The organism is Pseudomonas sp. N40(2020) (genome assembly GCF_014472415.1).
GTDB lineage: Bacteria > Pseudomonadota > Gammaproteobacteria > Pseudomonadales > Pseudomonadaceae > Aquipseudomonas.
In genome coordinates this window covers 1-24874 of sequence record NZ_JACSZV010000027.1, presented here as the reverse complement: position 1 = coordinate 24874, position 24874 = coordinate 1, and the positions used below count along the sequence as shown (strand labels likewise).

The following is a 24874-nucleotide window of genomic DNA, read 5'->3' as shown; positions in this document are numbered from 1 at the left end:
AATTTTCTGGAGTTAAGTTTCCATGGCCAAGATCGCCCCGCAATTGCCAATCGAAGTCGACAGCGAAACCGGTGTCTGGACCTCCGACGCCCTGCCGATGCTGTACGTGCCGCGCCACTTTTTCGTCAACAACCACATGGGCATCGAAGAAGTGCTGGGCGCCGACGCCTACGCCGAAATTCTCTACAAGGCCGGCTACAAGTCCGCCTGGCACTGGTGTGAAAAAGAAGCCGAATGCCACGGCCTGGAAGGCGTTGCGGTGTTCGAGCATTACATGAAGCGCCTGTCGCAACGCGGCTGGGGCCTGTTCAAGATCCAGGACATCGACCTCGACAAAGGCACCGCCAGCGTCAAGCTCGAACACTCGGCGTTCGTCTACGTGTACGGCAAGGTCGGGCGCAAGGTCGACTACATGTTCACCGGTTGGTTTGCCGGTGCCATGGATCAGATTCTTGAGGCTCGCGGCAGCAAGATTCGCACCGTTGCCGAGCAAGTCTACGGTGGCTCCGAAGAAGGCCACGACGACGGCCTGTTCACCGTCAAGCCGTTGTAAGTCGAGGAACCCGCCATGGCTTTCGAAGCAATGTTCCAGCCGATCCCGATCGGCAAACTGACAATCCGCAACCGCGTGCTCAGTACCGCGCACGCCGAGGTCTACGCGACCGACGGCGGCATGACCACCGATCGCTACGTCAAATACTACGAAGAGAAAGCCAAGGGCGGCATCGGCCTGGCGATTTGCGGTGGCTCCTCCAGCGTGGCCATCGACAGCCCGCAAGGCTGGTGGAAATCGGTCAACCTGGCAGACGACCGGATCATCCCGCACTTCCAGAATCTGGCCGATGCCATGCACAAGCATGGCGCCAAGATCATGATCCAGATTACCCACATGGGCCGCCGCTCGCGTTGGGACGGCGAGCACTGGCCGACCCTGCTGTCGCCGTCGGGCATCCGTGAACCGGTACACCGCGCGACCTGCAAAACCATCGAGCCGGAAGAAATCTGGCGGGTGATCGGCAACTACGCCACCGCTGCCGCGCGGGCCAAGGCTGGCGGGCTGGACGGCGTTGAACTGTCGGCTGTGCACCAGCACATGATCGACCAGTTCTGGAGCCCGCGCGTCAACAAACGCACCGACGAATGGGGCGGCAGCTTCGAGAACCGCATGCGTTTTGGTCTGGAAGTGCTCAAGGCTGTGCGTAAGGAAGTCGGCGACGATTTCTGTGTCGGCATCCGTCTGTGCGGTGACGAGTTCCACCCGGACGGCTTGTCCCACGAAGACATGAAGCAGATCGCCAAGTATTACGACGACACCGGCATGATCGACTTCATCGGCGTGGTCGGTTCGGGTTGCGACACCCACAACACCCTGGCCAACGTAATCCCCAACATGAGTTATCCACCGGAGCCGTTCCTGCATCTGGCCGCCGGGATCAAGGAAGTGGTGAAAGCGCCGGTGCTGCACGCGCAGAACATCAAGGACCCGAACCAGGCTACGCGCATTCTGGAAGGCGGTTACGTCGACATGGTCGGCATGACCCGCGCGCATATTGCCGACCCGCACCTGATCGCCAAGATCAAGATGGGCCAGATCGACCAGATCAAACAGTGCGTCGGCGCCAACTATTGCATCGACCGCCAGTACCAAGGGCTGGATGTGCTGTGCATCCAGAACGCCGCGACCTCCCGTGAATATATGGGCGTGCCGCACATCATCGAGAAGTCCACGGGCGTCAAACGCAAAGTGGTGGTGGTCGGTGCCGGTCCTGCCGGAATGGAAGCGGCGCGCGTGTCTGCCGAACGAGGCCACGACGTGACCCTGTTCGAGAAGAAGGAATTCATCGGCGGGCAGATCACCACGGCTTCGAAAGCACCACAGCGCGACCAGATTGCCGGCATCACCCGCTGGTTCCAGCTGGAATTGGCGCGCTTGAAAGTCGATCTGCGTCTGGGGACGGCTGCCGACGCGGCGACCATCCTCGATCTGCGTCCGGACGTGGTGGTGCTGGCGGTCGGCGGGCATCCGTTCCTTGAGCAGAACGAACACTGGGGCGCCGCCGAAGGGCTGGTGGTCAGCAGTTGGGACGTGCTCGACGGCAAGGTCGCGCCGGGCAAGAACGTGCTGGTCTACGACACCATTTGCGAGTTCACCGGGATGTCGGTTGCCGACTTCCTCGCTGACAAGGGCAGCCAGGTCGAGATCGTCACCGACGACATCAAACCGGGCGTGGCCATTGGCGGTACGTCGTTCCCGACCTACTACCGCAGCATGTACCCGAAAGAAGTGATCATGACCGGCGACATGATGCTGGAGAAGGTCTACCGCGAAGGCGACAAACTGGTCGCCGTGCTGGAGAACGAATACACCGGCGCCAAAGAGGAGCGGGTGGTCGATCAGGTGGTGGTGGAAAACGGCGTGCGTCCGGACGAAGAGCTGTATTACGGGCTCAAGGACGGTTCGCGCAACAAGGGCCAGATCGACATCGACGCACTGTTCGCAATCAAGCCGCAGCCATCGCTGAGTACCACGGGTGACGGCTACTTGTTGTTCCGCATCGGCGATTGCGTGGCGCAGCGTAATACCCACGCTGCGATCTACGACGCACTGCGCCTCTGCAAGGATTTCTAAGCCGCTGAACTGATCGTTCCCACGCTCTGCGTGGGAATGCCGCAATGGACGCTCCGCGTCCGCTTTGGGACGCGAAGCGTCCCGGGATGCATTCCCACGCAGAGCGTGGGAACGATCATCGAACGCCCGTGTTTCTCCAGGCTGTACTGGTGGGAGCTTCACCTATGTTGAACACCCTTCTTCCAATCCTGTTGTTCGCAGCCCTGGGCCTTGGTGTCCTCGGCGCGTTGCGGCGGGTGGCCATGTGGCGTCGGGGCCGAGCCTCGAAGGTCGACCTGATCGGTGGCCTGTTCGCCATGCCCAAGCGTTACATGGTCGACTTGCACCATGTGGTGGCGCGGGACAAATACATCGCCAACACCCACGTGGCCACGGCCGGCGGCGCGGTGGCGTCGATTGTGCTGGCGATTCTGGTGCACGGTTTCGGCCTGCATAACCGCATCCTCGGCTACGCGTTGCTGCTGATGACGGCGGTGATGTTCGTCGGCGCGATCTTCGTTTACCTGCGTCGACGTAACCCGCCGGCACGGTTGTCGAAAGGCCCGTGGATGCGCTTGCCGAAAAGCCTGCTGGCGTTCTCGGCGTCGTTCTTTCTGGTGACCTTGCCGGTGGCCGGGATCCTCCCGGAAAACTTCGGCGGCTGGATATTGGCGGTAATTCTCGGCGTCGGTGTGCTGTGGGGCGTGTCGGAATTGTTCTTCGGCATGACCTGGGGCGGGCCGATGAAACACGCCTTCGCCGGTGCCCTGCACCTGGCGTGGCACCGTCGCGCCGAGCGTTTTGGCGGCGGCCGGTCGACCGGTTTGAAGCCGCTGGACCTCAACGATCCCTCCGCGCCGCTGGGCGTGGAAAAACCCAAGGATTTCACCTGGAACCAGTTGCTCGGCTTCGACGCCTGCGTGCAGTGCGGCAAGTGCGAAGCGGCGTGCCCGGCCTTCGCTGCCGGCCAGCCGCTGAACCCGAAAAAGCTGATTCAGGACATGGTCGTCGGCCTCGCTGGCGGCACTGACGCCAACTTCGCTGGCAGTCCGTATCCGGGCAAACCGATTGGCGAGCATTCAGGTAATCCACATCAACCAATCGTTAACGGTCTGGTCGATGCCGAAACCCTGTGGTCGTGCACCACGTGCCGCGCTTGCGTCGAGGAATGCCCGATGATGATCGAGCACGTCGACGCCATCGTCGACATGCGTCGTCACCTCACGCTGGAAAAAGGCGCGACGCCGAACAAGGGCGCCGAAGTCCTGGAAAACCTGATCGCCACCGACAACCCGGGCGGTTTCGCTCCGGGCGGGCGGATGAACTGGGCGGCGGATCTGAACCTCAATTTGCTGAGCGAAAAGAAATCCACCGACGTGCTGTTCTGGGTTGGCGACGGCGCTTTCGACATGCGCAACCAGCGCACCCTGCGTGCTTTCGTCAAAGTGCTGAAAGCGGCCAAGGTCGACTTCGCAGTACTGGGGCTCGAAGAGCGAGACAGTGGCGACGTCGCCCGCCGTCTGGGCGACGAAGCAACCTTCCAGTTGTTGGCCAAACGCAACATTCAGACCTTGGCCAAATACAGCTTCAACCGCATCGTTACCTGCGATCCGCACAGTTTCCATGTGCTGAAAAACGAATACGGCGCCTTTGATGGCAACTACCTGGTGCAGCATCACAGCACGTACATGGCGGAGATCATTGAGGCCGGCGCGCTTAACCTCGGTCAGCACAAAGGCAACAGCGTGACCTATCACGATCCGTGCTACCTCGGCCGCTACAACGGCGAGTACGAAGCGCCGCGTGAAGTGCTGCGCGCGCTGGGTATCGAAGTGAAAGAGATGCAACGTTCCGGCTTCCGTTCGCGCTGCTGCGGCGGCGGTGGCGGTGCGCCGATCACCGACATTCCGGGCAAGCAACGCATCCCCGACATGCGCATGGACGACATCCGCGAGACCGGCGCCGAGCTGGTGGCCGTGGGTTGTCCACAGTGCACGGCGATGCTCGAAGGCGTGGTTGAACCGCGTCCGCTGATCAAGGACATCGCTGAACTGGTGGCCGACGCCCTGCTTGAAGACGCCGCGCCAGGCAAGCCGACTGCGCCGGCCAAACGTGAACCCGCGGAGGCCCACTGATGAGCGACATTATCCGCCGCGACCCGCGCGCCGAATGGATTGCCCGTAACCGTCTGCATCCATTGCACGCGGCCATGCAACCGGCGCAGCACAGCTGGATGGGCCCCAATGGCGTCATCCGTAAGAATCTGCATGGCATTGGTTTTATCGGCCCGAACGGCCTCAAACGCATCGACCGCAGCGGCGCGCAGCAGGGCGGGGCGGTCAAACGCTCGGCCACGGTTGAGGTGCAACTGCCGCTGCATCAAGTGCCGGCCCCGGCGTTCTACATCAGCGTGGTGCCGGACATGGTCGGCGGCCGCTTGAGCAGCCATGATCGCGATTTGCTCGGCCTCGCCCATCAACTGGCAGGCAACGACGGCGCGGTGTTGGCCGTGGTCTTCGGCGAGCACAAGGAAAACGCTTTCGCCACCGCAGGCGTCGATCGCTTGCTGGTGCTGGAGGGCGAGGAATTCAGCGGTTACGCACCGGAGCAGCGTGTGCAAGGTTTGCGCGCTGTGGATAACCAGTTCAACCCGCGTCACTGGCTGCTGCCGGACAGCCGCAGCGGTGGCGGTGAACTCGGTCGACGCTTTGCTGCGGCATTGGGCGAACGCCCGGCGACACGTGTGTGGCAGGTCAAGGATCAGGAATGCATCGGCCGCGCTGGCGCTGGCCTGCAGGATTTGGCGCGTCCCGTTGCGCGGTTGATTCTGGCCTCGGCCGAATGTGCCGAACCTGTCAGCGAAACCCGTCACGAAGCGCTGCCCGTGGAGTTATCCACAAGCGTCGCGCGCAGTCTGTCGCGCATTGAAGATCTAGGCGCGGTGGCAGTCGATCCGGCGGCGATTCCAATGGCCGAAGCCGAGTTCATTTTCTCCGGCGGTAACGGGGTCAAGGACTGGGCGCTATTCCACCAGACCGCCGCTGCACTGGGCGCTACTGAAGGCGCCTCGCGGGTGGCGGTGGACGACGGCTTCATGGCGCGCGACCGGCAGGTCGGCGCGTCCGGCACCTGGGTTACGGCGCGGGTGTATGTCGCCGTGGGGATTTCCGGGGCGATCCAGCACCTGCAAGGCATCGGTGCCTGCGACAAAGTCGTGGCGATCAACCTCGATCCGGGTTGCGACATGATCAAACGCGCGGACCTGTCGGTGATTGGCGAGAGCGCGGAGATTCTTCAGGCCTTGATTGCGGCGGTTGAGGCTTACCGCAACGATGCCAAGCGCGATGCGGCTTAAGGAACGGCTATGAACACAAAAATCATCAGTTTGGTTTCAATCGGCGCCCACCCGACCTCCGGCCGGCCACGCCGCGCCGAACAGGATGCCCGTGCCGTGGAGCTGGGCCTGCAACTGGCTGGGGATAACCTGCAAGTGCTGCATGCCGGCGATGTTGCGGAACCCGCATTGCGCGCCTATCTGGGCATGGGCCTTGAGCAGATGCATGTGCTGGAACAACCGGCAGGCGCCGATGCATTGCCGGCACTGACCGCGTATCTACGTGATGCCGGTGCGCAGGTCGTGCTGACCGGTAGCCAGGCTGAAACCGGTGAAGGCTCGGGGATGCTGCCTTTTCTGCTGGCCGAAGGCCTGGGCTGGCCGCTGGTGGTGGGGTTGGCGCAGGTTGAGTCGATCAATGACGGTTCGGCGCTGGTGCTGCAAGCGTTGCCGCGCGGGCAGCGGCGGCGGTTGAAGGTGCGGCTGCCGTTTCTGGCGACTGTGGATAACGCCGCACCGAAGCCTCGGCAGAGTGCATATGGGCCGGCACGTCGCGGTGAGTTGAATGCCGAAGACGTGGAAGTGCTGGACGACGAATTGCTCGTGGTAGCGACACTGCAACCGGCCAAGCCTCGGCCGAAACGCTTGAAAGTGATCAAGGCCAAGAGTGGCGCTGATCGGATGAAGGCTGCTACGGCCAAGGCCAGTGGCGGCGGTGGGCAGGTGTTGAAAGGGGTGACTGCCCAGGCCGGGGCTGAGGCGATTCTCAAGTTGCTGATCGAAGAAGGCGTCGTCCGCTGACACCCTGCAAAGCCCCTGTAGGAGCTGTCGATTGAAACGAGGCTGCGATCTTTTGATCTTCAAAATCAAGGTCAAAAGATCGCAGCGTGCCGCAGCTCCTACCTATAAACCGAGCGTATCGCGAGATCGTGCTGTTTACCCACAATCCCTGTTGGCCAATCTGTGGATAACGTGTTCGCCCATCCCTGCACCCCACGCCAATCAAGCCCTGCAAGGCTCAGATCAAAAAACAACCAGCCTAACTAACGGTTTTTCCACGCTTTTTTCGCTGGAAAACTGCGCAAGTTGCCCTCAATCTCTGTTGGCGCTTCTGTGGATAAGATGTTCGCTATCTGCTGAGCGCCTTATAGAACGTGGCTTTCAAGAGATTGGTCAAAAACTGATCAAATCGCGGATTCTCACCCGATCGCCTCTCTATAGCGCCCGGTTTTTCACAGTCTTGGATGCTTTTCCACAGCACCCGCAAAGTTACCCCCGAACTCTGTTGGCGCTTCTGTGGATAACGTGTTCGCTATCCGCTACAGGCCAATTAATACGTGGCTTGTAGATAATTGATCAAAAAACATCCAGTGCTTATCCCAAACCATGCTTCTGGATAAGTCACGTTTTTTCTTCACTTATTCACCGATGTTTTTCCAACTCATCCACAGTTGTCCCCAATTGCTGTGGGTGGCTATGTGGATAACTTGTTCGCCAAACCCTGCAAGCCCCGCCACGCATAGTCCTAACGGCGATTGATCAGATTTCATACATTTCTAGAGCGTTGCCTTGGAGTCGAATACGCAGCTGACTTCACTGCAATGGCGCAAGGACAGCCGTCACTTATCCACATCAGGTTCTGAGAGAGGCAGTGTGAGGTGGTCATCCAAGTGATTCCGTAACTCGCCGATCCGCGAATGCTTGCGCTTGTCGATCAAGTGCAGGCGCTGCTATGCGCGAGCGTTTTTAATAAGTTTTTGCATATATTTAATTTAACGATGCTCTGGTTCCGATAGTTCTATCGGGCGGTTTGACAGGGTTGATTGCCGCAGCTTTAATTGGCCTCACGCGAGTAAATGAACAAGGTTGTTCATTGTTTTATTCTTGTCCCAGTACAGGAGTTTGGCTATGGAAGGCGTTCGCGCTTATATGTTCGCTTCGTTTTAAATAAATTTTTCTCTGCGCACTTTCGACGTGTTCGAATGGAGCAAGTGCGCGGGTGGACTTTATTCACGTTTTTGATAAGTGTTGCCGGCGTGTGAGGCGGCACTTGTCAGCCTGAGCACGATAGAAGTGCAATTCATACGACACTACAAGGAGTTCTAAAATGTCTGAAGCTGCCAAGTCCAAAATCAAATCAGTCGCCGACGCCGCTGTTGCTCCGTCGAAAGAGGCTTATGTCGAACTGCTGAACGAAATGCGCGTGCATGCGAAGCAACTCTCCACGGGGGCGGCCCGAGGTGTATTGATGGCTTCACCTCACCTGCAGCATCTTCACCTGCGCAGTCTATATCTGAACACCAGTTCCAATGATCCAGCCGTAAAAAGGCTGGAGCCGCTGGCCAAGGAGGCTGGTGATGGGCAGTCGAACCAGTCGGAGCAGGAGCTGACCAAAGCGACTGAGACGTTCCAGAACTCAGGCTCGACCGATACCAAATCCTATAAGGACAAACTTGAGGAGTTGCGTAACCGCGATCTTAAGTCAGCGGCGGAACGCATCGATAAGATGTACGACGCTGCCATTGGTGAGATCGACAAGTTCCCTGGCAGCGCGGACGCGGTTGTTGGGTTTATGGATCTTTTCGGCGGTCTGTTCAATAGCGTGCTCGATAAGATCGGTGCGTTTTTTACCGAAATTGGCCAGAAAATCCTGAGCTGGTTAAAAAATGTCTGGGAGAAGATCACCAGTACATTCAACTCGGTCATCAACTGGATCAGTGGTTGGTTTTCCTGATCTGTTTGAGGGATGTGAGGTGACTAATGATCAAGCCTGTCAAACCGATCGGACCTCCACCGTTTATTGATCCAATCGAAGGTGAGTGGTGTCGTGCTTTCAATATCGAAGAAAATAGAGCGCTTGACGATAATAAAGCAAAGCTCGAAGTTCTTCGTCAGCGCGATAAGAAACGAACCGAGGAGAAGATTGATAGTTTGTACGATGAGCTGCAGCGAAAAGTCGATCCGGACTATAAACGGCCACCGAGTGCCTCCGATATAAATAGTATCTTTGAGGCGGCGCAAAGCATTATCAAAAACTGGAACTGGTAACCGTTGCGCTATAGCAAAAAAAACCGCGAGCATGCTCGCGGTTTTTTATTCACCTTCCCGTCGGTTCTCAACCTTGGACAGGAACACCCTTGAGGTAAGGCGCAGGCTCGGCGCCGAGGTTGTTCAGCAGGCGCTCGCTGTACCAATCCACAAAGTTCACCACACCGAACTCATAAGTCTTCGAGTACGGCCCAGGCTGGTATGCCGTGGAGTTGATCCCACGCTGGTTCTCTTCGGCCAGACGACGATCCTGATCGTTGGTCGCGTCCCACACCTGGCGCATACGCTCGACGTCGTAATCCACGCCTTCCACTGCATCCTTGTGCACCAGCCACTTGGTGGTGACCATGGTTTCCTGCGCGCTGATCGGCCACACGGTGAAGACGATGATGTGGTCGCCCATGCAGTGGTTCCATGAGTGCGGCAGGTGCAGGATGCGCATCGAACCCAGGTCCGGGTTCTTGATCCGGCCCATCAGTTTGGCGCAGCCCTGTTTGCCGTCGAGGGTCATCGACACGGTGCCCTTGAGCAATGGCATGCGCACGATGCGGTTACGCAGGCCGAAACTGGCGTGGGCGTAAGGAATCTTCTCGGCTTCCCAGGCAGCGGCGGAGGCGGCGACGTGATCCTTGAACGCCTGATCGGCGCGCGGGTCGGTAACGTCGTCCCATTCCAGCAGGGTTTTCAGCAGTTCCGGGTGCGAGGCGTTGCAGTGGTAGCACTCGCGGTTGTTTTCCAGCACCAGTTTCCAGTTGGCCTTTTCCATCAAGGTGGTGGTGATCGCCACCTTGGTGTTCTCCATGTCGTACGGTTCCATGTAGTGGTTCAGCGTCGACAGGAAGTCATCAATGGCCGGCGGGTTCTCCGCCAGGCTGATAAAGATGTAGCCGCCGGCGGTTTTCACGTTCACCGGTTTGAGGCCGTACTCCTTCATGTCGAAGTCGGCGCCCATTTCGGTGCCGGCGAACAACAGGCGACCGTCCAGCTCATACGTCCACTGGTGGTAGTGGCAGACCAGTTTGGCGACCTTGCCCTTGTCGCTGGTGCACAGGCGCGAGCCACGGTGGCGGCAGACGTTGTGGAAGGCATGGACGACGCCGTCAGCGCCACGAATGACGATGATCGGGTTCTTGCCGATCTGCAGGGTGATGTAGTTGCCCTTGGCCGGGATCTCGCAGGTCATGCCGGCGATCAACCACTCTTTCTGGAAGATCTCCTGCATGTCGATATCGAACAGCCGCTCGTCGCTGTAGAACGGTTGCGGCAGCGAGAAAGTGCGCTCACGCTCCTGCAGCATCTGTGCGGTGGCCTTGCGTGCGGGTTCCAGCGGATCGCCCAGGCTGATTTTTGCGGTGACGTCCATCGATGTGATCCTCATGGCCATCTGCGTGGCCGGCGAAAGTGGCTAATCAGGTGTGCTGTAAACGGTTGCTACGCAAGGTGTAAAGAATTCGTCTTGGTGTGAGGCGAGTGTGGGGCCGGCGCAGGCGGGAACCTTATCCATGGGCGACATGATGCAATCTGTTCCCGACGCGCAACCCCCGGCGGTTGGGGGCTGGTCGCGATAAGTATGTCAATGTCGCGGATAGGTAAACGGGCGGTTCGCGCTATACGCAGAATCGCCGACATGAGGCCGACAGTCGGCCGTGGAGAACAGCATGTCCAACAGCTTCCTGAATCCGGTCACCACCCAGACCTGGGCCAATGGCCGACACATCGTCCGTTGCGTCAAAGTCATCCAGGAAACCTGGGACGTGCGCACCTTCTGCTTTATGGCCGACCAGCCGATCCTGTTCTTCTTCAAGCCCGGGCAATTCGTGACACTGGAGCTGGAGATCGAAGGCCAGCCGATCATGCGCTCCTACACGATCTCCAGTTCGCCGTCGGTGCCGTACAGCTTTTCGGTGACGATCAAGCGGGTGCCGGGCGGCAAGGTGTCCAACTGGTTGCACGACACGCTGCATGAAGGCCAGGAATTGGCCGTGCACGGGCCGGTCGGGCTGTTTAACGGTATCGACTTTCCGAGCCCGAAAGTCCTCTACCTCAGCGGCGGCGTAGGCATCACCCCGTGCATGTCGATGGCGCGCTGGTTCTACGACACCAACGCTAACGTCGACATGACGTTTATCCACAGCGCCCGTTCGCCGAAAGACATCATTTACCACCGCGAGCTGGAACACATGGCGTCGCGGATCGATAACTTCAGCCTGCACCTGATCTGCGAGAAGCATGGTCTGGGCGAGCCGTGGGCCGGGTATCGCGGCTATCTGAACCACAAGATGCTGGAACTGATGGTTCCGGATTTTCTGGAGCGCGAAGTGTTCTGCTGCGGGCCGACGCCGTACATGACGGCGGTCAAGCGCTTGCTGGAAAACGCTGGCTACGACATGTCGCGTTATCACGAAGAGTCGTTCGGTGCGACGCCACCCGAAGCGCGGGCTGATGCAGTCGAGCAAGCCGAACAGGCCGCCGACGCACCGGAAATCGATGCGGCAGACCTGCATCAGGTGGAATTCACCTCGTCCGGCAAGAGCATTCGTGTGGCACCGGGCGAGACCGTGCATGCGGCGGCGGCCAAGCTTGGGTTGATGATCCCGAAAGCCTGCGGCATGGGGATTTGCGGAACGTGCAAGGTGCTCAAGCTGGGGGGCGAAGTGGAGATGGACCACAACGGCGGGATTACCGAGGACGACGAGGCGGAGGGTTTCATCCTGTCGTGCTGCAGCGTGCCCAAAGGCGACGTGCGCATCGAGTTCTAAAGATTGGCGCAACTCCAATGTGGGAGCGAGCCTGCTCGCGAATGCGGTGTGTCATTCAGCATCTGCGTTGTCTGACACGGCCTATTCGCGAGCAGGCTCGCTCCCACAGAGGTTGTGTATTTCAATCTACAAACAGGTCGGGCATCAGGGTTGCGTCGCTGTCCGGCTCGTAGCGGTAATGATCGAATTCAGTCACGCCCTGTTCACGCAAAATCTCCTCATCAATCAGTAACCGCCCAGTAATCTGCCGTCCGCTACTGCTCAAAATCACATGCGCCGCATCCGCCATGATCGAAGGCGTACGCGCATGCTTGAACGACTCGCGATTACCCAGCTGAAACTCGATGGCTGCCGTGGCAATCATCGTCTGCGGCCACAGCGAATTGACGCTGATGCCGAAATTGGCAAATTCCTCACTCATCCCCAGCGTCAGCATGCTCATGCCGTACTTGGTCACGGTGTAAGGGCTGTACTGGGCGAACCACTTGGTCGCCAGATTCAGTGGCGGTGACAGGTTGAGAATGTGCCCGGCGGATTTCTTCAGATAGGGCAGGGCAGCCTGACTGCACAGCAGCACGGCGCGGGTGTTGATCTGGTGCATCAGGTCGAAACGCTTGAGTTCGATGTGTTGCACGCCGGTAAGTTTGATCGCCCCGGCGTTGTTCACCAAGGCATCGATACCGCCGAAGTGCTCGTTGGCCTGAGCCAGCGCCTGGCGTACGGCGTCTTCATCACGCACATCCACTTGCAGGGCCAGAGCCTTTCCGCCCGCCGCCTCGACTTCCGCCGCGACGCTGTGAATGGTCCCGGGTAATTTGGCGTGAGGTTCGGCGCTCTTCGCCGCAATCACGATGTTGGCCCCATCCCTGGCGGCGCGCAGCGCAATCTCACGGCCGATGCCACGGCTGGCGCCAGTGATGAACAGGGTTTTTCCTTGTAACGACATGCCGATGCTCCTGCTTGTTGTTATGTGAGCGGAGGCTCGACAACCAATGTAGACCAAGCAGATCAGGTAACACCGTTGATCGTTCCCACGCTCCGCGTGGGAATGCAGCTCGGGACGCTCCGCGTCCCATTTTAATACCAGCACTGAACCTCAATCAGCTCCGGCATTCCCGCGTAGTTCCTGGCACTCGAATAACGCCAATGCTCCGGCAAGTCCACATATCCGCGTTTCACTGGATTGTTGTGGATGTATTCAAGCTTCTGGCGCATCACCGATTCGCTATAAACCATTTCTGCGTGAGACCCTTCCTGCCACAACTGGTACACCCGATCCTGCTTGTGCGCGCGTTTGCTAAAGCGCAGACGTTGCAGGGCTTTGTCGGCGCCTTTGCTTTGCAGATCATCAATAATCTTTCGAGCTGTGAATGACTTGAACTGACTCAGGCATTTGCTCAGGTCGGGTGCTTGGGCGACGAAGTGAAGATGGTTTTCCAGGATCACGTAGCCGTAGAGCTTCAAATCCTGATTGGCCTGCTGATAGCGCCAGCAATTAAGCAGGTGGTCGACGATGTAAGGGCGGATGAACAGGGGTAACCATTCCATGACCGTGCAGGTCAGAAAATGCGGTTTGTCGGTTTCGATAATGGTGTAGCGGCTGCGGCCCATGGGATTCTTCCTTGAATCTTGCGGTGCGATGGGAATGGAACGCGGAGCGTCCCGGGATGCGTTACCACGCGGAGCGTGGGAACGATCAGGGTGAGGCGGGCGAAGAGATCGCGCTAGAAGAGGAGTCTGGTATTACGGTGGGAAAAGTCATTCCCGATCAAAGATCGTTCCCACGCTCTGCGTGGGAACGATCGTGCGGCAGAGGTCAGGCCAACATGACTTCGCGGATATCGCGCGCCAGTTCGCGTACGCGTTCTTCTTCGGTGTCCCACGAGCACATGAAGCGTGCGCCGCCCTTGCCGATGAAGGTGTAGAAACGCCAGTTTTTCGCGGTCAGGGCCGCGATGGCCGGTTCCGAGAGTTGCAGGAACACGCCGTTGGCCTGCACCGGGAACATCAGCTCAACGCCGGGAATGTCGCTGACCAGTTCCGCCAGCAACTGCGCGCAGTGGTTGGCGTGGCGGGCGTATTTGAGCCAGGCGTCGTTTTCGAGGATGCCGACCCACGGCGCCGACAGAAAGCGCATTTTCGACGCCAGTTGCCCGGCCTGTTTGCAGCGGTAGTCGAAGTCTTCGGCCAGTTTGTGGTTGAAGAACAGGATCGCTTCACCCACCGCCATGCCGTTTTTTGTACCGCCGAAGCACAGCACGTCGACGCCGGCCTTCCAGGTCAGGTCGGCCGGCGAGCAGCCGAGGAACGCGCAGGCATTGGAGAAACGCGCGCCGTCCATGTGCAGGTGCAGGCCCAGCTCCTTGCAGGTGGCGCTGATGGCGCGGACTTCTTCCGGGGTATAAACGCTGCCGACTTCGGTGGCTTGGGTCAGGGTGACCACGCGCGGTTTAGGGTAGTGAATGTCCTGGCGCTTGAGCGCGACTTCGCGGATCGATTCCGGTGTGATCTTGCCGTTTTCGGTACGGGCGATCAGCAGTTTCGAGCCGTTGGAGAAGAATTCCGGCGCGCCGCATTCGTCGGTTTCGACGTGGGCGGTTTCCGAGCAGATCACGCTGTGGTAACTCTGGCACAGCGACGACAGCGCCAGCGAGTTGGCGGCGGTGCCGTTGAAGGCGAAGAACACTTCACAGTCGGTTTCGAACAGGTTGCGGAAATGATCAGCGGCGCGCGCTGTCCATTCATCGTCGCCGTAAGCGCGTTGGTGCCCGTGATTGGCCTGTTCCATGGCGGCCCAGGCTTCAGGGCAGATACCGGAGTAGTTGTCGCTGGCGAATTGTTGGCTCTTGTCGGTCATGGCCGGCTTCCGTGGTCGAGGCGCTTGTGGCGACTCGTTGGTCAATGATGGTGCGCACTTTACCGAAGATCATCCGGGGAGCACACGGGATGTCGCTGGCAGAACTCTACAAGGACACGGGCCGATTATGCACCTGAGAAAACGCGACGGCGCGCTGGATCTGCTCAAGTGGCTGGCGCTGCTGAGCATGTTGCTCGATCACCTGCGATATGTCGGCTACTCCGCCGATTGGTTGTATGTGCCGGGGCGGTTGGCGTTTCCGTGGTTCTGTCTGGCGATGGCGGCGAATCTTGCCCGTGATGGAGCGCGCCAGACTGAGTGGCGCTATTTGGGGTGGTTGGTGGTTTTCAGCGCCGTCAGCGAAATTCCCTATCGGATGTACATTCCTGATCCCGATACGTTGAACGTGATGCCGACGCTGGCGCTGGGTTTGCTGGTGGCGCGGGGCTGGCAGGATGGAGCGCTGGTTTCGCGACTGCTCGGCGCTGGCGCGTTGCTGCTTTCTGCGTTGTTCTCGGAACGGCTGATGTTCGGTTTCTTTGGTGTTTTACTGCCGCTGGCGACGTTGTTGGTGATTCGTCGTCCGTGGTATTTCGCTGTGTTGCCGGGGCTGGTGTGCCTGGCGGCGAATCAATGGCGGGTGTTGCTCAAATCGGCGCGGTTCGGCAATGAGTTGGCGATCTTCGGCCTCATCATTTGCCTGATTGCGCCATTGCTTGGGATGCTCCTGTTGCGACATGCCCAAACCTTCCAGCCGACACCGATGAGGCGCTGGGCCTACGCCCTCTATCCCGCGCATTTCCTCGTACTGCTCGCCCTCCGCCAGGTAATTGCATAACCCCTGTACGCCCTGCCGCAGGCTGCGATCTTTTGACTTTGGCTTTTTAGAATCAAAAGCAAGATCAAAAGATCGCAGCCTGCGGCAGCTCCTACAGTGGACTGCATTCTCCAAGCCATTTCCCGCCATGTCGTAAACGCACCTTTGCGTGGCGTCCGTAGGCATTTGAGCTGTCTGCACCGGTCATACCATCGCATCAAAGGGCACGCAGGTGCCTGACCGAGACGAATGGCGCACCGCCGCCGCTGGGAGAGACGCGATGTTCAGCAAGCAAGACCAGATCCAGGGTTACGACGATGCACTGCTGGCGGCGATGAATGCCGAGGAGCAACGTCAGGAAGATCACATCGAGCTGATCGCGTCGGAGAACTACACCAGCAAACGCGTGATGCAAGCGCAGGGCAGCGGCCTCACCAACAAATACGCCGAAGGTTATCCGGGCAAGCGCTACTACGGTGGCTGCGAGCATGTGGATAAAGTCGAAGCGCTGGCCATCGAACGCGCCAAGCAACTGTTCGGCGCCGATTACGCCAACGTCCAGCCGCACTCCGGTTCTTCGGCCAACAGTGCCGTGTATCTGGCGCTGATCCAGCCGGGCGACACCATCCTTGGCATGAGCCTGGCCCACGGCGGTCACTTGACCCACGGCGCCAAAGTGTCGTCCTCGGGCAAGCTCTACAACGCCGTGCAGTACGGCATCGACACCAAGACCGGGCTGATCGATTACGACGAAGTCGAGCGTCTGGCCGTCGAGTGCAAACCGAAAATGATCGTCGCCGGTTTCTCGGCTTACTCGAAAACCCTGGATTTCCCACGCTTCCGCCAGATCGCCGACAAGGTCGGTGCGCTGTTGTTCGTCGACATGGCCCACGTCGCGGGTCTGGTTGCTGCCGGTCTCTATCCGAACCCGCTGCCTTACGCTGACGTAGTCACCACCACCACGCACAAAACCCTGCGCGGCCCACGTGGCGGGTTGATCCTGGCCAAGTCCAACGAAGAGATCGAGAAGAAACTCAACTCTGCCGTATTCCCCGGCGCTCAGGGCGGCCCGCTGATGCACGTCATCGCCGGTAAAGCCGTGTGCTTCAAGGAAGCGCTGGAGCCGGGCTTCAAGGCTTATCAGCAGCAAGTGATCGACAACGCCCAGGCCATGGCGAGCGTATTTATCAAACGTGGCTACGATGTAGTGTCCGGCGGTACCGACAATCACCTGTTCCTGGTCAGCCTGATCCGTCAGGGCCTGACCGGCAAAGACGCCGACGCCGCCCTCGGCCGCGCGCACATCACCGTCAACAAGAACGCCGTGCCGAACGATCCGCAGTCGCCGTTCGTGACGTCCGGCCTGCGCATCGGCACCCCGGCGGTGACTACGCGCGGTTTCAAAGTGACCCAGTGCGTGACGTTGGCCGGCTGGATCTGCGACATCCTCGATAACCTCGGCGATGCCGATGTCGAGGCCAATGTTGCCCAGCAGGTTTCGGCCCTGTGCGCAGACTTCCCGGTTTATCGCTGAGCGTTCTGGAGTAAATGACTATGCAACGCTATTCGGGCTTCGGCCTCTTCAAACACTCCCTCAGCCACCACGAAAACTGGCAGCGCATGTGGCGCACGCCGACGCCGAAGAAAGTCTACGACGTGGTCATCGTCGGCGGTGGCGGGCACGGTCTGGCGACGGCCTACTATCTGGCGAAAGAGCACGGCATCACCAATGTCGCCGTGGTCGAGAAAGGCTGGCTGGGCGGCGGTAACACCGCGCGCAACACCACCATCGTCCGCTCCAACTACCTGTGGGACGAGTCGGCGCACCTGTACGAACACGCGATGAAATTGTGGGAAGGCCTGTCGCAGGATCTGAACTACAACGTGATGTTCTCCCAGCGTGGCGTCTACAACCTCTGCCACACCCTGCAGGACATCCGTGATTCCGAGCGTCGGGTCAGCGCCAACCGCCTCAACGGCGTCGATGGCGAACTGCTCAACGCCCAGCAAGTCGCTGACGAGATCCCGTACCTCGACTGCTCGAAAAACACCCGTTACCCGGTGCTGGGCGCAACCGTCCAGCGTCGTGGCGGCGTGGCCCGTCACGATGCCGTGGCGTGGGGCTTTGCCCGTGCCGCTGATGCCCTCGGTGTGGACTTGATCCAGCAGACCGAAGTGATCGGTTTCCGCAAGGAAAACGGCGTGTGCATTGGCGTTGAAACCAACAAGGGCTTCATCGGCGCCAAACGCGTCGGTGTGGTCACGGCCGGCAATTCCGGGCACATGGCCAAACTCGCCGGTTTCCGTCTGCCGATCGAATCCCACCCGCTGCAAGCGCTGGTGTCCGAGCCGATCAAACCGATTATCGACAGCGTGATCATGTCCAACGCCGTGCACGGTTACATCAGCCAGTCCGACAAGGGCGACCTGGTGATCGGCGCCGGTATCGACGGCTACAACGGCTACGGCCAGCGCGGTTCGTACCCGGTGATCGAGCACACCATCCAGGCCATCGTCGAGATGTTCCCGGTGCTGTCGCGAGTACGCATGAACCGTCAGTGGGGCGGCATCGTCGACACCACGCCGGACGCCTGCCCGATCATTTCGAAAACGCCGGTACCGAACATGTTCTTCAACTGCGGTTGGGGCACCGGCGGCTTCAAGGCAACTCCTGGCTCGGGCAACGTGTTTGCCGCGAGTCTGGCCAAGGGTGAAATGCACCCATTGGCTGCACCTTTCTCCATCGACCGTTTCCACAACGGTGCGTTGATCGATGAACACGGCGCTGCTGCGGTTGCCCACTAACAGGAGAAATCCCCATGTTGCATATCTTCTGTCCTCACTGCGGCGAGTTGCGCTCCGAAGAGGAATTCCACGCATCCGGTCAGGCGCACATTCCGCGCCCACTGGACCCTGCAAGCTGTTCCGACGAGGAGTGGGGCGACTACATGTTCTTCCGTGACAACCCGCGCGGTCTGCACCACGAGCTGTGGGATCACGTCGCCGGTTGCCGCCAGTATTTCAACGTCACCCGCGACACCGTGACCTACGAGATTCTCGAAACCTACAAGATCGGCACCAAGCCGCAATTCACCGACAAGGCTGATGCTGCGAAAACAGCCACGACGGCGCTGGGAGAGAAGGTATGAGCCAGACCAATCGCCTGTCCAACGGTGGACGGATCGACCGCAACAAAGTGCTGAGCTTCACCTTCAACGGTCAGACCTACAAAGGCTTCGAGGGTGACTCGCTGGCCGCTGCGCTGATCGCCAACGGCGTCGACATCATCGGCCGCAGCTTCAAGTATTCGCGTCCACGCGGCATCTTCGCCGCTGGCGCCGAAGAGCCGAACGCCGTGCTGCAGATCGGTGCGACTGAAGCCACGCAGATCCCTAACGTGCGCGCCACGCAACAGGCGCTGTACCAAGGCCTGGTCGCCACCAGCACCAACGGCTGGCCGAACGTCAACAACGACATGATGGGGATTCTCGGCAAGGTCGGCGGCAAGCTGATGCCGCCGGGTTTCTACTACAAAACCTTCATGTACCCGCAATCGTTCTGGATGACTTACGAGAAATACATTCGTAAGGCTGCCGGTTTGGGCCGTTCGCCGACCGAAGTCGATCCGGACACCTACGACTACATGAACCAGCACTGCGACGTGCTGATCGTCGGCGCCGGCCCTGCCGGTCTGGCGGCTGCACTGGCGGCCGCGCGCAGCGGTGCCCGGGTGATTCTGGCTGATGAACAGGAAGAGTTCGGCGGCAGCCTGCTTGATTCCCGCGAAAGCCTCGACGGCAAACCGGCGATGGATTGGGTTGCCAGTGTCATCGCTGAATTGAAGGACACGCCGGACGTGCTGCTGTTGCCGCGCGCCACGGTCAACGGCTACCACGACCACAACTTCCTGACCATTCACGAACGCCTCACCGATCACCTCGGCGACCGCGCACCGATCGGTCAGGTACGTCAGCGCATTCACCGTGTCCGCGCCAAGCGTGTGGTGCTGGCCACCGGCGCTTGCGAGCGTCCGCTGGTCTACGGCAACAACGACGTGCCGGGCAACATGCTCGCCGGTGCGGTCTCGACTTACGTGCGCCGTTACGGCGTGGCACCGGGTAAAAAACTGGTGCTGTCGACCAACAACGATCACGCCTATCGCGTGGCTCTGGATTGGCTCGACGCCAGTCTGCAAGTGGTGGCCATCGCCGATGCGCGCAGCAATCCGCGCGGTGCATTGGTCGAAGAAGCCCGCGCCAAAGGCATTCGCATCCTCACCGGCAGTGCCGTGATCGAGGCCCGTGGCAGCAAGCGCGTTACCGCTGCCCGCGTCGCCGCGATTGATGTGAAGGCGCACGCCGTGACCAGCCCGGGCGAATGGCTCGACTGCGATGTGGTCGCGACTTCCGGCGGTTACAGCCCGGTGGTTCACCTGGCCTCGCACTTGGGCGGCAAGCCGACCTGGCGCGAAGACATCCTCGGTTTCATCCCGGGCGAAGCTCCGCAGAAACGCGTGTGCGTCGGTGGCATCAACGGCGTTTACGGTCTCGGCGATTCGCTGGCCGATGGTTTTGAAGGTGGCGTGCGCGCTGCCAGTGAAGCCGGTTTCGCGGCGGTCGAAGGCACGCTGCCGAAAGCCCTGAGCCGTCTCGAAGAGCCGACGCTGGCGCTGTTCCAGGTGCCGCACGAGAAGGGCACTGCCCGCGCGCCGAAGCAATTCGTCGACCTGCAAAACGACGTCACCGCCGCCGCCATCGAACTGGCGACCCGCGAAGGTTTCGAGTCGGTCGAGCACGTCAAACGATACACCGCGCTGGGCTTCGGCACCGATCAGGGCAAGCTCGGCAACGTTAACGGTCTGGCCATCGCTGCCCGTTCGCTGAACGTGACCATCCCGCAGATGGGCACCACGATGTTCCGTCCGAACTACACGCCGGTGACGTTCGGCGCCGTGGCCGGCCGTCACTGTGGACACATCTTTGAGCCGGTTCGTTACACCGCGCTGCATCAATGGCACCTGAAAAACGGCGCCGAATTTGAAGACGTCGGCCAGTGGAAACGTCCATGGTACTTCCCGAAAAACGGTGAAGACCTGCACGCTGCCGTGAAGCGCGAATGCAAAGCCGTGCGCGACAGCGTCGGCCTGCTCGACGCCTCGACCCTGGGCAAGATCGACATTCAAGGCCCGGATGCCCGCGAGTTTCTCAACCGCGTGTACACCAACGCCTGGACCAAGCTCGACGTGGGCAAGGCCCGTTACGGTTTGATGTGCAAAGAAGACGGCATGGTCTTCGACGACGGTGTGACGGCTTGCCTGGCGGACAACCATTTCGTCATGACCACCACCACCGGCGGCGCCGCGCGCGTCCTGCAATGGCTGGAGCTGTACCACCAGACCGAATGGCCGGACATGAAGGTGTACTTCACTTCCGTGACCGACCACTGGGCGACCATGACCCTGTCCGGCCCGAACAGCCGCAAGCTGCTCAGCGCCGTGACCGACATCGACCTGAGCAACGAAGCCTTCCCGTTCATGACCTGGAAAGAAGGTCTGGTTGGCGGTGTGCCGGCGCGGGTGTTCCGTATCTCGTTTACCGGTGAGCTGTCGTACGAAGTCAACGTGCAGGCCGACTATGCGATGGGCGTGCTGGAGAAAATCGTCGAGGCCGGCAAGCAGTACAACCTGACCCCGTACGGCACTGAAACCATGCACGTTCTGCGCGCCGAGAAAGGTTTCATCATCGTCGGCCAGGACACTGACGGCTCAATGACCCCGGACGACCTGAACATGGGCTGGTGCGTCGGTCGCACCAAACCGTTCTCGTGGATCGGCCAGCGCGGCATGAACCGTGAAGATTGTGTGCGTGATCAGCGCAAACAGTTGGTAGGCCTGAAGCCGATCGATCCGACTAAATGGCTACCGGAAGGTGCGCAGTTGGTGTTCAACACCAAACAGGCGATCCCGATGACGATGGTCGGCCACGTGACCTCCAGTTATGCGCACAACTCCCTTGGCTATTCGTTTGCCATGGGCGTGGTCAAGGGCGGTCTGAAACGCCTCGGTGAGCGGGTGTTTGCACCGCTGGCCGATGGCAGCGTGATCGAGGCAGAGATTGTTTCTTCGGTGTTCTTCGATCCGAAGGGTGATCGCCAGAACATCTGACACTAATCGTTCCCACGCAGAGCGTGGGAACGATCAAGAATTCAGCAAAGGTGCTTTATGACCACAGCCAACGTGTACCAACAACGCCCGACCACCGGTGCCCGTGCCGAGTCGTCGCTGCACCATGCCGACCTCGCCAGTCTGGTCGGCAAGGGCCGCAAGAATGCCGGCGTGATCGTGCGTGAGAAAAAAATACTGGGTCACCTGACCATCCGTGGCGATGGTCACGATGCAGCGTTCGCTGCTGGCGTACACAAGGCCCTGGGCATTGAACTGCCGGGCGCCCTGAGCGTCATCGTCAAAGGCGAAACCAGCCTGCAATGGATGGGCCCGGATGAGTGGCTGCTGATCGTGCCGAGCGGCGAAGAACTTGCCGCCGAGCAGAAGCTGCGTGAAGCGCTGGGTGATCTGCACATTGCAATCGTCAACGTCAGCGGCGGCCAGCAAGTGCTCGAACTGAGCGGACCGAATGTGCGTCAGGTATTGATGAAGTCCACCAGCTACGACGTGCACCCGAACAACTTCCCGGTTGGTAAAGCCGTGGGCACGGTGTTCGCCAAGTCGCAGCTGATGATTCGTCACACCGCTGAAGACACCTGGGAACTGCTGATCCGTCGCAGCTTCTCGGATTACTGGTGGTTGTGGTTGCAGGATGCTTCGGCTGAATACGGGCTTAGTGTTCAGGCTTGAGATCGCTACCCCCTCACCCCAGCCCTCTCCCCCAGGGGGGAGAGGGGGAAAGGGAGCCGATCTCGGGTGTGTTTACGATCTGCATTCACATTCGGAATTTCAGGTCGGCGTAGCTCGAAAGAACACTTCGGTCAGTCCCCTCTCCCTCTGGGAGAGGGCCAGGGTGAGGGAAAAACCTGACACCCCGCACAAAGAACAGGAGTCACCGCACCATGAGCCGCGCCCCAGACACATGGATTCTGACCGCCGACTGCCCCAGCGTTCTCGGCACCGTGGACGCGGTGACGCGTTTTCTGTTCGAGCAGGGTTGCTACGTCACCGAGCACCATTCCTTCGATGATCGCCTCTCCGGGCGTTTTTTCATTCGTGTGGAATTCCGCCAGCCCGACGGTTTCGACGAACAATCCTTCCGTGCCGGCCTCGCCGAACGTGGCCAGGCCTTCGGCATGATCTTCGAGCTGACCGCGCCGAACTACCGGCCAAAAGTGGTGATCATGGTCTCCAAGGCCGATCACTGCCTCAACGACTTGCTCTACCGCCAGCGCATCGGCCAGTTGTCGATGGACGTGGCGGCGGTGGTCTCCAATCACCCGGATCTCAAGCCGTTGGCCGACTGGCACCAGATTCCCTACTACCATTTCCCCCTCGATCCCAACGACAAACCGTCGCAGGAGCGTCGGGTCTTGCAGGTGATCGAAGAGTCTGGCGCCGAACTGGTGATTCTCGCTCGCTACATGCAGGTGCTGTCGCCGGAGCTGTGCCGCAAGCTCGATGGCAAGGCGATCAACATTCATCACTCTCTGTTGCCGGGCTTCAAGGGTGCCAAGCCGTATCACCAGGCCTATAACAAGGGCGTGAAACTGGTCGGCGCGACCGCGCATTACATCAACAACGACCTCGATGAAGGGCCGATCATTGCCCAAGGTGTCGAGGCGGTGGATCACAGTCATTACCCGGAAGATTTGATTGCCAAGGGGCGGGATATCGAAGGTCTGACCTTGGCCCGCGCCGTTGGCTATCACATTGAGCGCAGGGTGTTTCTCAACGCCAATCGCACCGTCGTTCTTTAGATAGCTAAAAGATCGCAGCCTTCGGCAGCTCCTACAGGGGGATGCGATTCATGTAGGAGCTGCCGAAGGCTGCGATCTTTTGATTTACCGAGCACTTAACGCGCTGCCTGGGCAACGCGGTTCCATAAAAACAACAGCGAGGTGAAAGCATGTCTGGCAATCGTGGTGTGGTGTATCTCGGCGCTGGCAAGGTCGAAGTACAGAAAATCGACTATCCGAAAATGCAGGACCCGCGCGGTCGCAAGATCGAGCACGGGGTCATTCTCAAAGTGGTTTCCACCAACATCTGCGGCTCCGACCAACACATGGTGCGCGGCCGTACCACGGCGCAGACCGGTCTGGTACTGGGTCACGAGATCACCGGCGAGGTGATCGAAAAAGGCTCCGACGTCGAAAACCTGAAAATCGGCGATCTGGTCTCCGTACCGTTCAACGTGGCTTGCGGGCGCTGCCGTTCCTGCAAGGAGCAACACACCGGCGTCTGCCTGACCGTCAACCCGGCCCGCGCCGGTGGCGCTTACGGTTACGTCGACATGGGCGACTGGACCGGTGGCCAGGCCGAATACGTGCTGGTGCCGTACGCCGATTTCAACCTGCTGAAACTGCCGGACCGCGACAAGGCCATGGAGAAAATTCGCGACCTGACTTGCCTCTCCGACATCCTGCCGACCGGTTACCACGGCGCGGTGACTGCGGGCGTTGGCCCGGGCAGCACCGTTTACATTGCCGGCGCCGGTCCGGTCGGTCTGGCCGCCGCCGCTTCGGCGCGTCTGTTGGGCGCTGCGGTGGTGATCGTCGGCGACGTCAACACCATCCGCCTGGCCCACGCCAAGGCGCAGGGTTTCGAAATTGTCGACCTGTCCAAAGACACCCCGCTGCACGAACAGATCGCCGCACTGCTGGGCGAGCCGGAAGTCGATTGCGCGGTGGACTGCGTGGGCTTCGAAGCCCGTGGCCACGGCCATGACGGGGTGAAATCCGAAGCGCCGGCCACCGTACTCAACTCGCTGATGGGCGTGGTGCGGGTCGCCGGCAAGATCGGTATTCCGGGCCTGTACGTCACCGAAGACCCGGGCGCCGTCGACGCCGCCGCGAAAATGGGCAGCCTGAGCATCCGCTTCGGTCTGGGCTGGGCCAAATCCCACAGCTTCCACACTGGGCAAACGCCAGTGATGAAGTACAACCGCCAGCTGATGCAGGCGATCATGTGGGATCGCATCAACATCGCCGAAGTAGTGGGCGTGCAGGTCATCAGCCTTGATCAGGCGCCGGAAGGGTACGGCGAGTTCGATGCGGGTGTGCCGAAGAAGTTTGTGATTGATCCGCACAAGTTGTTTAGTGCGGCGTAGGTTTCACCCCTATAAGAAGGGCAACCCTCGGGTTGCCCTTTTTTGTTTGTTATGTCCCGTCCTGAATAAGGTTTACACCTTCTGACCCATTCTCAGGAGGGAGTAATGAATACGGGAGAAAGGCGCAGTCAGCGTGATTACACGCTGACCTTTAAATTGTCGGTCGTCGATCAGGTCGA

The 24874-nt window shown here is 59.9% G+C and carries 20 protein-coding genes; 16 read left to right on the top strand and 4 right to left on the bottom strand.

Annotation, left to right across the window (positions count from 1 at the left end; all coding sequences use genetic code 11):
- Positions 1–22 precede the first annotated feature (22 nt).
- The 7 genes from IAI51_RS17750 (at position 23) to IAI51_RS17720 (ending at position 8990) form a co-directional block, all read left to right on the top strand.
- Positions 23–553, top strand: a complete 531-nt coding sequence (locus IAI51_RS17750) for a DUF5943 domain-containing protein (protein WP_005792152.1) — start codon at positions 23–25, stop codon at positions 551–553.
- Positions 554–568: 15 nt separating this feature from the next.
- A complete protein-coding gene (dgcA, locus tag IAI51_RS17745) occupies positions 569–2629 on the top strand; it encodes a dimethylglycine demethylation protein DgcA (protein WP_187679662.1) in 2061 nt (686 codons plus the stop codon).
- A gap of 164 nt (positions 2630–2793) precedes the next feature.
- Positions 2794–4743: a dimethylglycine demethylation protein DgcB gene (gene dgcB / locus IAI51_RS17740; protein ID WP_187679661.1), complete on the top strand. Its 1950-nt coding sequence runs from the start codon at positions 2794–2796 to the stop codon at positions 4741–4743.
- Positions 4743–5963 carry an electron transfer flavoprotein subunit alpha/FixB family protein gene (locus tag IAI51_RS17735; RefSeq protein WP_187679660.1) on the top strand — a complete coding sequence of 407 codons (1221 nt, stop codon included), beginning with the start codon at positions 4743–4745 and terminating at the stop codon, positions 5961–5963. Before dgcB ends, IAI51_RS17735 begins: the two co-directional genes overlap by 1 nt.
- Before the next feature lie 9 nt (positions 5964–5972).
- Positions 5973–6743 (top strand): electron transfer flavoprotein subunit beta, encoded by a 771-nt coding sequence (locus IAI51_RS17730; protein ID WP_187679659.1) that lies wholly within the window; start codon positions 5973–5975, stop codon positions 6741–6743.
- A 1306-nt stretch (positions 6744–8049) separates the two neighbouring features.
- Entirely contained in the window at positions 8050–8676 is a 627-nt protein-coding gene (locus IAI51_RS17725) for a hypothetical protein (protein ID WP_187679658.1), read from the top strand.
- A gap of 26 nt (positions 8677–8702) precedes the next feature.
- Positions 8703–8990, top strand: a complete 288-nt coding sequence (locus tag IAI51_RS17720; RefSeq protein ID WP_187679657.1) for a hypothetical protein — start codon at positions 8703–8705, stop codon at positions 8988–8990.
- 67 nt (positions 8991–9057) lie between these two features.
- Here IAI51_RS17720 and gbcA read toward each other — a convergent pair whose 3' ends face one another.
- Positions 9058–10353: a glycine-betaine demethylase subunit GbcA gene (gene gbcA / locus IAI51_RS17715; protein ID WP_187679656.1), complete on the bottom strand. Its 1296-nt coding sequence runs from the start codon at positions 10351–10353 to the stop codon at positions 9058–9060.
- Between the two features lie 295 nt (positions 10354–10648).
- On the opposite strand from gbcA, the gene gbcB reads away from it, so the two are divergent.
- A complete protein-coding gene (gene gbcB / locus IAI51_RS17710; protein ID WP_187679655.1) occupies positions 10649–11749 on the top strand; it encodes a glycine-betaine demethylase subunit GbcB in 1101 nt (366 codons plus the stop codon).
- Positions 11750–11870: 121 nt separating this feature from the next.
- On the opposite strand, the gene IAI51_RS17705 is transcribed toward gbcB, so the two are convergent.
- The 3 genes from IAI51_RS17705 to IAI51_RS17695 all read right to left on the bottom strand — a co-directional run bounded on the left by IAI51_RS17705 (position 11871) and on the right by IAI51_RS17695 (position 14606).
- On the bottom strand, positions 11871–12695 hold the full coding sequence (locus IAI51_RS17705) for an SDR family oxidoreductase (protein WP_187679654.1): 825 nt from the start codon (positions 12693–12695) through the stop codon (positions 11871–11873).
- Positions 12696–12826: 131 nt separating this feature from the next.
- Complete coding sequence (locus IAI51_RS17700) at positions 12827–13360, bottom strand: REP-associated tyrosine transposase (RefSeq protein ID WP_187679653.1); 534 nt, start codon at positions 13358–13360, stop codon at positions 12827–12829.
- A 205-nt stretch (positions 13361–13565) separates the two neighbouring features.
- Positions 13566–14606, bottom strand: a complete 1041-nt coding sequence (locus IAI51_RS17695) for a low specificity L-threonine aldolase (RefSeq protein ID WP_187679652.1) — start codon at positions 14604–14606, stop codon at positions 13566–13568.
- Between the two features lie 127 nt (positions 14607–14733).
- Here IAI51_RS17695 and IAI51_RS17690 point away from each other — a divergent pair, with 127 nt between their 5' ends.
- The 8 genes from IAI51_RS17690 (at position 14734) to fdhA (ending at position 24695) form a co-directional block, all read left to right on the top strand.
- Positions 14734–15444, top strand: a complete 711-nt coding sequence (locus IAI51_RS17690) for a TraX family protein (RefSeq protein ID WP_187679651.1) — start codon at positions 14734–14736, stop codon at positions 15442–15444.
- Positions 15445–15703: 259 nt separating this feature from the next.
- Entirely contained in the window at positions 15704–16957 is a 1254-nt protein-coding gene (gene glyA / locus IAI51_RS17685; RefSeq protein WP_187679650.1) for a serine hydroxymethyltransferase, read from the top strand.
- 20 nt (positions 16958–16977) lie between these two features.
- Positions 16978–18228: a sarcosine oxidase subunit beta gene (locus IAI51_RS17680; protein WP_095187127.1), complete on the top strand. Its 1251-nt coding sequence runs from the start codon at positions 16978–16980 to the stop codon at positions 18226–18228.
- A 14-nt stretch (positions 18229–18242) separates the two neighbouring features.
- The gene (locus IAI51_RS17675; protein ID WP_187679649.1) at positions 18243–18572 is read left to right on the top strand and encodes a sarcosine oxidase subunit delta; all 330 of its coding nucleotides are present in this window, start codon (positions 18243–18245) and stop codon (positions 18570–18572) included.
- The gene (locus IAI51_RS17670) at positions 18569–21586 is read left to right on the top strand and encodes a sarcosine oxidase subunit alpha (protein WP_187679648.1); all 3018 of its coding nucleotides are present in this window, start codon (positions 18569–18571) and stop codon (positions 21584–21586) included. The genes IAI51_RS17675 and IAI51_RS17670 overlap by 4 nt, the downstream gene beginning before the upstream one ends.
- 57 nt (positions 21587–21643) lie before the next feature.
- Positions 21644–22276 (top strand): sarcosine oxidase subunit gamma, encoded by a 633-nt coding sequence (locus IAI51_RS17665; RefSeq protein WP_187679647.1) that lies wholly within the window; start codon positions 21644–21646, stop codon positions 22274–22276.
- Positions 22277–22488: 212 nt separating this feature from the next.
- Positions 22489–23346: a formyltetrahydrofolate deformylase gene (gene purU / locus IAI51_RS17660; protein ID WP_187679646.1), complete on the top strand. Its 858-nt coding sequence runs from the start codon at positions 22489–22491 to the stop codon at positions 23344–23346.
- A gap of 149 nt (positions 23347–23495) precedes the next feature.
- On the top strand, positions 23496–24695 hold the full coding sequence (gene fdhA, locus IAI51_RS17655; protein ID WP_042561444.1) for a formaldehyde dehydrogenase, glutathione-independent: 1200 nt from the start codon (positions 23496–23498) through the stop codon (positions 24693–24695).
- Positions 24696–24874 lie beyond the last annotated feature (179 nt).

Coding starts and splice junctions, on each gene's coding strand:
- IAI51_RS17750 (WP_005792152.1), top strand. CDS start 23: ATGGCCAAGATCGCCCCGCAATTGCCAATCGAAGTCGACAGCGAAACC.
- dgcA (WP_187679662.1), top strand. CDS start 569: ATGGCTTTCGAAGCAATGTTCCAGCCGATCCCGATCGGCAAACTGACA.
- dgcB (WP_187679661.1), top strand. CDS start 2,794: ATGTTGAACACCCTTCTTCCAATCCTGTTGTTCGCAGCCCTGGGCCTT.
- IAI51_RS17735 (WP_187679660.1), top strand. CDS start 4,743: ATGAGCGACATTATCCGCCGCGACCCGCGCGCCGAATGGATTGCCCGT.
- IAI51_RS17730 (WP_187679659.1), top strand. CDS start 5,973: ATGAACACAAAAATCATCAGTTTGGTTTCAATCGGCGCCCACCCGACC.
- IAI51_RS17725 (WP_187679658.1), top strand. CDS start 8,050: ATGTCTGAAGCTGCCAAGTCCAAAATCAAATCAGTCGCCGACGCCGCT.
- IAI51_RS17720 (WP_187679657.1), top strand. CDS start 8,703: ATGATCAAGCCTGTCAAACCGATCGGACCTCCACCGTTTATTGATCCA.
- gbcA (WP_187679656.1), bottom strand. CDS start 10,353: ATGGACGTCACCGCAAAAATCAGCCTGGGCGATCCGCTGGAACCCGCA.
- gbcB (WP_187679655.1), top strand. CDS start 10,649: ATGTCCAACAGCTTCCTGAATCCGGTCACCACCCAGACCTGGGCCAAT.
- IAI51_RS17705 (WP_187679654.1), bottom strand. CDS start 12,695: ATGTCGTTACAAGGAAAAACCCTGTTCATCACTGGCGCCAGCCGTGGC.
- IAI51_RS17700 (WP_187679653.1), bottom strand. CDS start 13,360: ATGGGCCGCAGCCGCTACACCATTATCGAAACCGACAAACCGCATTTT.
- IAI51_RS17695 (WP_187679652.1), bottom strand. CDS start 14,606: ATGACCGACAAGAGCCAACAATTCGCCAGCGACAACTACTCCGGTATC.
- IAI51_RS17690 (WP_187679651.1), top strand. CDS start 14,734: ATGCACCTGAGAAAACGCGACGGCGCGCTGGATCTGCTCAAGTGGCTG.
- glyA (WP_187679650.1), top strand. CDS start 15,704: ATGTTCAGCAAGCAAGACCAGATCCAGGGTTACGACGATGCACTGCTG.
- IAI51_RS17680 (WP_095187127.1), top strand. CDS start 16,978: ATGCAACGCTATTCGGGCTTCGGCCTCTTCAAACACTCCCTCAGCCAC.
- IAI51_RS17675 (WP_187679649.1), top strand. CDS start 18,243: ATGTTGCATATCTTCTGTCCTCACTGCGGCGAGTTGCGCTCCGAAGAG.
- IAI51_RS17670 (WP_187679648.1), top strand. CDS start 18,569: ATGAGCCAGACCAATCGCCTGTCCAACGGTGGACGGATCGACCGCAAC.
- IAI51_RS17665 (WP_187679647.1), top strand. CDS start 21,644: ATGACCACAGCCAACGTGTACCAACAACGCCCGACCACCGGTGCCCGT.
- purU (WP_187679646.1), top strand. CDS start 22,489: ATGAGCCGCGCCCCAGACACATGGATTCTGACCGCCGACTGCCCCAGC.
- fdhA (WP_042561444.1), top strand. CDS start 23,496: ATGTCTGGCAATCGTGGTGTGGTGTATCTCGGCGCTGGCAAGGTCGAA.